The organism is Candidatus Cloacimonadota bacterium (genome assembly GCA_034722995.1).
Lineage (GTDB): Bacteria > Cloacimonadota > Cloacimonadia > JGIOTU-2 > JGIOTU-2 > JAGMCF01.
In genome coordinates, this window is record JAYEOL010000026.1 from 50,863 (window position 1) to 60,272 (window position 9,410).

Below are 9,410 nucleotides of genomic sequence, written 5' to 3' on the forward strand. Positions count from 1 at the left end.
ATACAATAACTAAGAATCAACCTTTGGGTTCATCTTTAGAAATCAGGTTTATTAAAGAAATAAAAATATATACTCCAAGGAGACAAAAAACTCCATACCATCCTAAATTTAATTCTAATACCTGAATATCAAATAATTGATAGATTTTATCCTGCAAAAAATAGATTGGAATTAAAAGGCTTAAGAAAATTACTAAAAATAAAATAACTGTCTCAGTAAGTAAATGCGGAATTTTATACAAATGTTTGTAGCCTTTTTGTTTCCATAGTCTCCACTTCTCTTTCTGGCGGTTTCTTATAAGTCTTCTGAACAAAAAAAGCTGAAAACTTGCTACAAATATGATAATGAAAAATGGATAATACTTATACTGATACAATAATGATTTAATCTTCCCAAATCTATTTATTTCACTTTTATTATAATCAACACTTGCTATTCGTGGGTCACTTGAAAGTCGGTCTGTCATTTGCAGAAATTCTTTCAAAGAGAACTCTTCCCCATTAATAGTCAAAACGATATAATCTGAAAGATTTTCAGGCATAACCCATTTTTGTAAGTTTGATAGGTCAAATTCCTTCTCTAATTTTACAATACTTTCTAATCCTGTAATTAAACTAAACTTATTTATTATTTTATATTTCATCAATAAATCCTGAATGAGCTTTTCGGTATCTGTGTTTGGAGCAAGATACAATATTAGAGAAGAAGACAAATAGTTATTAATTTTCTTCTCAATTTTTTTTTCTGCATAGTAAACGCCCAAAACAGCAACAGATGCAATAATAATAGTCAGCCAGACAAAGATAAGATGCCCAATTAATCCCTTATATTGTTTCCCAAATAAATAGAACATCTTACTCATTATAATCTCTTAATTTTTGCAACGAATAGGTTGCTTTTTTCAAGAATTTTTTCATAATCGGCTGATGATGAACAATTGTTAAACATATCATCAAATAATCTATTATTTATATCCCTAAAGAAATAGTATTTTTGCAGTACAAATTTTTTCGTATTACCTCTAATTTTATCATCAAATTCTCGCCATCTAAATGTTGGATATATAATAAAACCTAATCCATTCTTTTTAAGAAGAAAATCAAAAGATTCAATAACATCATCCATAGTACATAAAATTTCATGCCGAGCGTTTCTCTTCTCTTCATCAGGACTGAGTCTTCCTCTGCCAACGGGGTAAAATGGTGGATTTGAGAAAGCAATATCAAATTTCTTGAAAGGTATTCTGCTTTTGACTTCTTTCCCATTCATCTCAATAAGACTGATTCTATTACTCAAATGATTACTTACAATATTCTTTTGAGCGAGTTCAAAAAGTGAGGGTTGGACTTCTATGGCAGTTATAGAAATTTGAGGGAGTTTTGCTGCAAGAAGAATAGCTATAATGCAGGATCCTGTGCCAAATTCAAATGCTGTGCCAGAAAAACTAATTCCAATATTTTCAAGAATAATATTCAGTAGAATTAAAGAATCCTCTGAACTACGATACCCCTTTTTATTTTGTAAAAGTTTTAGATTTTTATATTGGAGAGCGTCCAAAGTGTAGTTTTTCGCACTAAGAATTTCCCGGTTTTGTTTTTTGTCTCTGATTTTTATCATTTCAATTAAATATAATTCAACTTTTTTTTAATTAAGAAGTTTTTCAATTTGATTAAATATAGTCAAGTTTTGGGGTTTTTAATTTTGATTATTGCAAAAAATGAGAATTTTCGCTATGTAAGTATTTGCTATATACCTTTGTTGTGATATAGAAAAAAATAGATTAAAAAAGGGTCTGACTAAAACTCTGCCAATTTTGACTGATAGTCAGACCACTTTTATACTTTAGTAATAGTTATATTATCGCAGCATCAGAATCTTACTTATTTCAGATTTATATTTATCTGTTTCCATACGATAGAAATAAATCCCATTGGATAACTGTATACCTCTGTTATCTTTACCACTCCAAATAACCTTATCTTTTCCAGTTAAATCTCCAAACCGCTTTACCAATTGACCTTTTACATTATAAATCTTTATCTGTGATAATCCGTGTAAATCTGTGGCTGAAAAAGAGATTGTAGTTGAACTATGCATCGGATTTGGATAGCAGCACAACGAAATATCTGATTCTGAACCCAGGTCTTCATCTCCCTTGCCATAATAGGGTATCTCTTCTACTATACTTGAATAAGGAATAAAATTAGCCTTGATAGTTGTAAGTTCCATTTCAGAAATATCTTCCTTCCCAATTTCAAACTCTACAACTCCTTCCTCATCTGTAAATCCTCTTAGGAATATCTCATTACCTTCTGATATCAAATTACATCTTACATTGCTTACAGGATTTTCTTCTTTATCTAACACCCAAAAAACAGCCAGTTCTTCATTTTCAGATTTTAATCTATATACATTAAATACCCGGGCTTTTTCACTCCAAATTTGCATACTCGGGTCACCAAATAAGACATGAGAAAGAATAAGATCTCTTGCACAATTTGAGCCCCCATATTGATAAATATATTGATGACATTCCACACAGTTTTCTCCAATACGATACATCTCATTATCAAATATAAAATCCATGAAATCTTCTACTGAATGGCGAGTTGTATAAGGAAATTCAAGGAATGATGAGGCATATAAAGCAACAGCACCATCAGGACTATTTATAAACTCTGCTCCTACACACTCTGCAGGAAAATACACATAATTGGTGTCTATCATAGCGAAAAGATTACCTCTACAAGAACTACTCCAGAACAGATAGGGATTTGTATTTGATAGATAGGGTGGCAAATATTCATAATATTCAGGTGCATGATAGGGTAGGTTACCAACTAGACAAATTGTATCATTAATTGTGACTATATTTGTATTTTCAAAAGGTGGAAGACCCATAGGAGGCGGAGGTCCTGGATATGAATTTGCATTACACATTATATTGTAGGCACCAATACACTTCCTATGACCATGAGCCACATTAAATAGAAAACTAAAATTATTGCTTGCTATTGCCTCTCCCCATAAAACTCCAGGTCGGATTGTATCTCCTGGCTCTGCATGATATAAGTCCTCTTCATAAGTATAGGCAATGTCCGTATTGATATGTTCAGCAATCCTGTTTATTATATAATTTCCACCCGTATCATAAGGAATCTTCGCAAGATTCTGTGCAATTAAATGATATTTCTCAGAATAATTACCATTGTAACGATAGGCAATATATTTATTGATAAAATTCTGTACCTCTTCTGGCGTATCTGCAGGGATTCTGCCAACATATAAATCAGCTTCAAAATTTACCTCATCATCAGATACCCAGTCAGAAAGAACATTACAAAAATAATAATCAGTAGGGAATTCTGAACCATAGCCCTCTATACAACTTTCAGCCCATTGATGATAATATGGATTCCATATCATTTTAGGCATAATTACTGATGCATCTCCACCAATCAAAACATATTTAAGATTTGGATTTCTCTCCTTTCTTGTTTTTAAATACTGCCTTATCTCCTGCGGGGTATTCCCTGTCTGTAAAATAGATACCACTTGGGTCTTTATCCCTTCTCTATTTTTTATTGTAGCAAATTCAAGAAAATCCTGTTCTAATTCCGCATTTGTAATGATTATCATATCATAAGGTATCTTATTTTCTCCTTTTGTAGTAGTTTCAGGATATTCTTGCTTTTTTATTGTAGGCTTAAAGTTCTCTGCATGCTCAATAAACTGCTCTATCTCTTCAGGATTATCAAATATTTTGCTTAATTCTTCTCTTAATCCCTTCTCATAATCTTCCTTTGGACCAGCAAATAAACAGATAAAAGTAAAGGTGAAGGTTAAGATTATAGTTGAGATTATTAGTATTCTATTTTTTCTTTTCATAATAGACCTTCCTTTTCCCGATTAATTAGTCTCGTTTAAGCACCGAGCCTGACCAAATCGGGATCCCGTTAAAACGGGACTTTTTTTATCTTATTAATAACATTCTTTTTGTATCAATAACTTTGTTGCCATTTACTAATTGATACAGATAAATACCACTGGACAGTTGGTTGCCACTTTCGTCTTTTCCATTCCAGACAATCGATGATTGATGATTATCTATTGATACCTGCTTTATCAATTGCCCTTTGATATTATATATCTTTATCTCTGTGCTCTTAGCCCCGAGTTCACGGGGCTGAAGAAAAAAAGAAATTGTTGTAGAACTGTGAAATGGATTGGGAAAATTAGGTTTGAGTTCATTTATAAAAGATATACTATTATCTTCGACTGAAGCCCCTACAGGTGGTATATGGTAGAAATCACAACTGACTAAGTTTGGATTTTCGTCATAAAACCAATAAACTCTTACATCATTATAAGGCCCTCCTACATCAGGGTCATGGGAACTTAATCTAGCCCAATTATATTCATCACCAACTCTGGCAAATACAGCATGTTTCCAAAGATTATCCGCTTCATTATATATAGCAGGATCTCCTTTTACAAACCAATCTGGTTCTTGAGGCCAATCATCTTCTGATAAACGTTCATAAAGAGTTACATCTTGATAATTCATTAAATGAATGTGTAAATGATCACAGTATGGAATACAACCGTAATCATCTACACCCCCACCATATCCATCCCAACCTGCAGATAAATCCAATCCACCTTCTTTCAAACATTGGGAGACAAAATTTGCACAGTCACCGTTTCCAAATGGTGGTGAATAATTATCATAATCTTGCAGGTTTCTTCCATCCCACCATTCGTCTGCATAGGCGACTGCAGCATCGGAATCATAATTTCGCATAGAGTTTTCCAATTTGTCATCAGGAGGAACTTCTATATTGAAGTAACTTTTTAGTATTGTTCTGATATATTGTCGTACGTACGGACTCTTGTCATTAAGCATACCTTTTATTAACTGGAGTGAGGTTGCATCACCAATCTCAGCTAAACCCCTTACTGCTGCACTCCGAATATGCTTATCACTATGCGTCAACATTTTTTTTAGCCTAGGAAACGCATCTTCACAGTATCCCAATTCAGCCAATCTAATTGCAGCACCAACAGCGACCTGAGGATCCTCATCATTCATGGCTTTTCGTAGATTTTGGATTGCTCTTTTCGTTCCAATGTCTTTTAACCCTTGATTAATAGCAAGACGAGTTCTTCTATCTCCAAACTTCCATAGATCCTCAAGCACAGGTATACAATAGGTAGTATCACCTAAAAAGACGAGGGCTAAAGCTGATCTTAGCTGAACTTCTTCCACAAAATCGTTCATAGCTTCTATTAGGACAGGTTGAGATTCAATTGATTCTAATGTTGCCAATGATGTAGCACATTGTGCTCTTACATTGCTTGCCGGGTCTTCCAATAATAACTTTTCCAAATAAGGTACTACCTGCTCATCCTGGCTGCACCCTAACTGCATAGCAGCTATCTGGCGCCTATATCTACTTGTATCAGATAATGTCTCTATCAAGCCGGGCACATTAGGAGCTATATCCTTTCTTGCTTGCTCCTTCAAATGCTCCGATCTTTCATGAAATCTTTTTAGTCGAGCTCTTTTTAAACTATCCAAATAGGTGCTATCCGGCTCATCGGTAGGTACTTTTCTTTCATTCCCGCCAGCAATACAGGGAATCGCAATAGTCAAACATATAAGTAAGCTTACTGACATCAATACTATCTTTTTCATGGTTATCTCCTCTTTTTAGTCATTTTTTTATCTTTTTATTCTTAACAATATTTTTTTGGTATAACACCAAAATTCCTATCCTATAAGTTAACATAACCCATTTGTCCCGTAAAAGACTAAACCTTTAACGGGATTTTCCCTAAATTCATGCAATTCCATTTAGATGTTTTAAAATTTTCTTGCCAAATTTTTTTTATCAGGAACTCAGGGAAAATTATAAAGAAGTTAGTTATTATAGCTGATATGGATAAATCCAACAGGAAATTTAATCACCATTCTCATCTTTTCCATCCGACATAATTGAATTTTCCACTTTCTTTTCAATTAAATTAACGACCAAATTTGCCTTTCATAAGCATTGTTTTAATTTAATACAACCTATCGAGAGGTTTAATAGTATTATAATTCAAATCTTTAAAACCTTTCGTAAAATAATTATATCTATAGGGTAAAATAACTTTATCACCGGGAAAGCATCTACGAGCAGGAATAGAATCAACAATAGTAAATTCAAGTTTAAAATCGTTTTTTTTATATGAATTTACCAGGACATCTTTTACATCGGTTTTAATTCTTGGAAGAGAGACAATAGTAACCGCATAAATATCAGAATATACTTCTGCTGAGAAATGTCCCAGAGAATCTGTCTGAATATAAGTTAGCTGATGTTTTGCAGAAAGAAAAGATAATTCAAATGATTCAATTTCATGATTCATAATTTTTACTTCTCCAGAAATCTCAAATTTTTCATCAGGTTTAACAAAAGTCTTTACATAATCAGCATAAGGAATGGTTTGTGAAAAGCTATACAAGTATGGATAGAATCCTTCTTCTTTATAAGGTTTTATCTCTGAAATAGTTTTATATGTTATTGAACCAAAATAAGAAGCATACATTGGAGTATTAAATAAGGTAACATAATCTTCTGTTATCTCTATTGGATATGAATATCCATTTCTTTCTGTAAGTAGCAAAGCACTAGGGCTATTATCAATGTCTATAAAAACTAAGATTTCCTTTTGTTTTGCTGTATACTCAATAAATGCTTCTTCATCTAAATAAATTATTGGAATGAATTCGAGTTTAGGGAATTCCCCTTCTCGAATTTTAACTATTTTAGGCCCATTTACATCTTTAAGTATTTTCTTTTTCTGATTTTCAGAAGCCATATAACTTTTTACTGTTTCTACAGATATTTTGTATTCTCCTTCAGGTAGCCAAGAAGAAAATTCACCATTACTTTCAGTGAAAAAACTCTCAACATTATATCTTCTTTTTGTTTCTGGATGCTTAAATATTACAGAAACAATGTATATTGAATCAACATGACAAAATCCTTTTAACATTCCTTTATGTTCGGACTTCCAATCTAAAAGTAACTTATCAATACGCTTTTCTTGTAAATATGTATTATCATCACGAAGTCCACAAATTTCAATCTTGTCGCTTAACTTATTTTTTAACTTTTTTACTAACTTTACTGGAGCTGTTGTAGCAATATACTGGTCGTTACCTGTAATTAGTTTTACTTTCTTTTTATTTATAAATTTTTTCACATGCTTTTTTGTATCTTCATCATATTTTATAAATGTAGTAGTCATTTCAGTATTATTTTCAATATAAGTTTTATAGTGCCAATCAGAGATATCATCAGCTAATAAAACTGAAGGTAAAAGTAAAATAATAATTAAAATCTTTCTTAATATCATAATATATACATTATGTTTAAAAATTCTTATTAATATTAATATAAAATCTTTATACATACTTATTAGTCTTTAAATTTTCTTGCCAAATTTTTTTCATATTTTTAAAATTTTATTTCCATCGTAAAATGTCTAATCCTATCAAAAAAAGATTTGATCGCAAGTGCAGAATAAAAATTCAAATTAATAAAAAAAGTAATAACCTAACCTTTGATTTCTTAGAAATTGTTATTTTTTTTAAAAATAAATCTATTTGCAATCAAGTTTATTGTCTGTATGCCCGAATCCACCAGCATCTCTTTCTGTTTTGCTTAAAGAAATACTTTCTTCTAAAACTGTATCTTCAACCTTTGAGAAAACCATTTGAGCGATTCGCATATTTGGTTTTACAATAAAATCTTCATCACCAAAATTAAAAGCTATTATCTTAACTTCTCCTCTATAATCAGAATCGATAGTGCCTGGAGAGTTTAAGATTCCTATTTTATGATTAATTGCCAGACCACTTCTTGGACGAATTTGTGCTTCATATCCTTGAGGAATTTCTAAAGAAAAACCAGTTGGTATTAAAGCAACATCCTTAGGCAAGATTACCACATCTTTTGCTAAATTGGCAAATATATCATATCCAGAAGAATGGGGAGTCATCTTTTGAGGTAATTTTGCAGTTTTGGATAATCTCCTTATTTTTACTTTAATCATCAGAATTCTCTGGTGGCAATGTAAACACAAATCTTTTTCAAAAATTCAGCCTTAGGACCATAATAAGAGATAATATTTTGTGCTTTGCTCTGTAACTCTTGAGCTTTCTCCTTTGCTTTTTCTATGCCATATATTTTAGGGTAAGTAGCTTTCCCTCTCTGAGCATCAAGTCCTGTTTTCTTACCCATCTTTTCTTCAGAACCTTCTACATCAAGAATATCATCACTTATTTGGAAAAGCAGTCCTAAGGTTTTACCAAATTCTGTTATCCTTTCTAAATCATCTTCACCTGCTTCAGCCATAATCGTACCAAAACGAACAGCTGTAGTAATCAACTTTGCAGTTTTATTCATATGAATATAATCAAGGATTTTTGGTGAGACATATTTTCCTTCACTATCAATATCAACTATTTGACCCGCAATTAACCCGGTATCCCCAGTTGCTTCTGCGAACTCCTTTAATAACTCAACTTTAACTTTAGATTTTACATCAATTGTAAGCAGAATCTTAAATGCTTCAACAATTAATGCATCTCCAGCAAGTGTTGCAATATCCTCCCCAAACTCTATATGGCAGGCAGGTTTCCCCCTTCTGAGATCATCATTATCTATATCTGGCAAATCATCATGTATTAATGAATAAGTATGAATCAACTCAATTGCAGCAGCAACAGGTAATATTTTTTTATCCATATGTCCAAAAAGTTGATATGTAGTAATTGTCAGATACGGACGGATTCTTTTGCCACCAGCAAAAAGAGTGTAACGCATTGCTTTATGTATAATTTTTGGATACTCGTCCTTCCGCGGTAAAAATCTATCAATTATAATATTGACTAATTCTCTTTTCTCCTTAACATCTTTTTTGAGACGCATCATTTTGGTCATTACTATTCTCCTGAAAAAAAATTTACGCTTTTACATTTAGTCAAAATCAGGCAAAATTATTACTGAGTGCATAAAACTATTTGCATCTATTTTCAATAATGATATTAAATAAAAGTGGAGTGCTGAAACGAGTCCTTCCGATATATCGGAAGGGCGAACTTTCAGCATATTGGCATCTGCGAAAAGTTCATTCCGATAAATCGGAACTCGTTTTCGCACTCCGCTACTATCCGTAGAAATAAAGTAACCTATATTATGCTTCTAATAGTAACTTTACTCCGTTTACGCTTCTTTGACTTCACTTAGTAAGGAAATCTTATTTTCTATCTTCTTTAATCTTTCAGAACAAAGCTTGATTAATTTAATGCCTTCTTCATAATATTCTAAAGATTTTTCAATATCAACATTCCCCTC

At 32.1% G+C, this 9,410-nt stretch carries 8 protein-coding genes; all 8 read right to left on the reverse strand.

Translation table 11 applies throughout. The features are described from left to right. Window positions 1–16: 16 nt before the first annotated feature. Window positions 17–862 (reverse strand): hypothetical protein, encoded by an 846-nt coding sequence (locus tag U9R23_03630; GenBank protein ID MEA3475519.1) that lies wholly within the window; start codon window positions 860–862, stop codon window positions 17–19. Further along, entirely contained in the window at window positions 862–1,617 is a 756-nt protein-coding gene (locus U9R23_03635; GenBank protein ID MEA3475520.1) for a methyltransferase, read from the reverse strand. Before U9R23_03635 ends, U9R23_03630 begins: the two co-directional genes overlap by 1 nt. Window positions 1,618–1,857: 240 nt before the next feature. Beyond that, a complete protein-coding gene (locus U9R23_03640) occupies window positions 1,858–3,888 on the reverse strand; it encodes a C25 family cysteine peptidase (protein ID MEA3475521.1) in 2,031 nt (676 codons plus the stop codon). Window positions 3,889–3,973: 85 nt separating this feature from the next. Beyond that, window positions 3,974–5,698, reverse strand: a complete 1,725-nt coding sequence (locus U9R23_03645) for a HEAT repeat domain-containing protein (protein ID MEA3475522.1) — start codon at window positions 5,696–5,698, stop codon at window positions 3,974–3,976. A gap of 368 nt (window positions 5,699–6,066) precedes the next feature. Next, on the reverse strand, window positions 6,067–7,464 hold the full coding sequence (locus tag U9R23_03650) for a hypothetical protein (protein MEA3475523.1): 1,398 nt from the start codon (window positions 7,462–7,464) through the stop codon (window positions 6,067–6,069). A gap of 189 nt (window positions 7,465–7,653) precedes the next feature. Beyond that, window positions 7,654–8,106 (reverse strand): dUTP diphosphatase, encoded by a 453-nt coding sequence (gene dut, locus U9R23_03655; protein ID MEA3475524.1) that lies wholly within the window; start codon window positions 8,104–8,106, stop codon window positions 7,654–7,656. After that, complete coding sequence (locus U9R23_03660) at window positions 8,106–8,996, reverse strand: farnesyl diphosphate synthase (GenBank protein MEA3475525.1); 891 nt, start codon at window positions 8,994–8,996, stop codon at window positions 8,106–8,108. The genes dut and U9R23_03660 overlap by 1 nt, the downstream gene beginning before the upstream one ends. A gap of 282 nt (window positions 8,997–9,278) precedes the next feature. Next, a partial coding sequence (gene xseB, locus U9R23_03665) for an exodeoxyribonuclease VII small subunit (protein MEA3475526.1) occupies window positions 9,279–9,410 on the reverse strand: 132 nt, incomplete at its 5' end.

Coding starts and splice junctions, on each gene's coding strand:
- U9R23_03640 (MEA3475521.1), bottom strand. CDS start 3,888: ATGAAAAGAAAAAATAGAATACTAATAATCTCAACTATAATCTTAACC.
- U9R23_03645 (MEA3475522.1), bottom strand. CDS start 5,698: ATGAAAAAGATAGTATTGATGTCAGTAAGCTTACTTATATGTTTGACT.
- U9R23_03630 (MEA3475519.1), bottom strand. CDS start 862: ATGAGTAAGATGTTCTATTTATTTGGGAAACAATATAAGGGATTAATT.
- U9R23_03650 (MEA3475523.1), bottom strand. CDS start 7,464: ATGTATAAAGATTTTATATTAATATTAATAAGAATTTTTAAACATAAT.
- U9R23_03660 (MEA3475525.1), bottom strand. CDS start 8,996: ATGACCAAAATGATGCGTCTCAAAAAAGATGTTAAGGAGAAAAGAGAA.
- U9R23_03635 (MEA3475520.1), bottom strand. CDS start 1,617: ATGATAAAAATCAGAGACAAAAAACAAAACCGGGAAATTCTTAGTGCG.
- dut (MEA3475524.1), bottom strand. CDS start 8,106: ATGATTAAAGTAAAAATAAGGAGATTATCCAAAACTGCAAAATTACCT.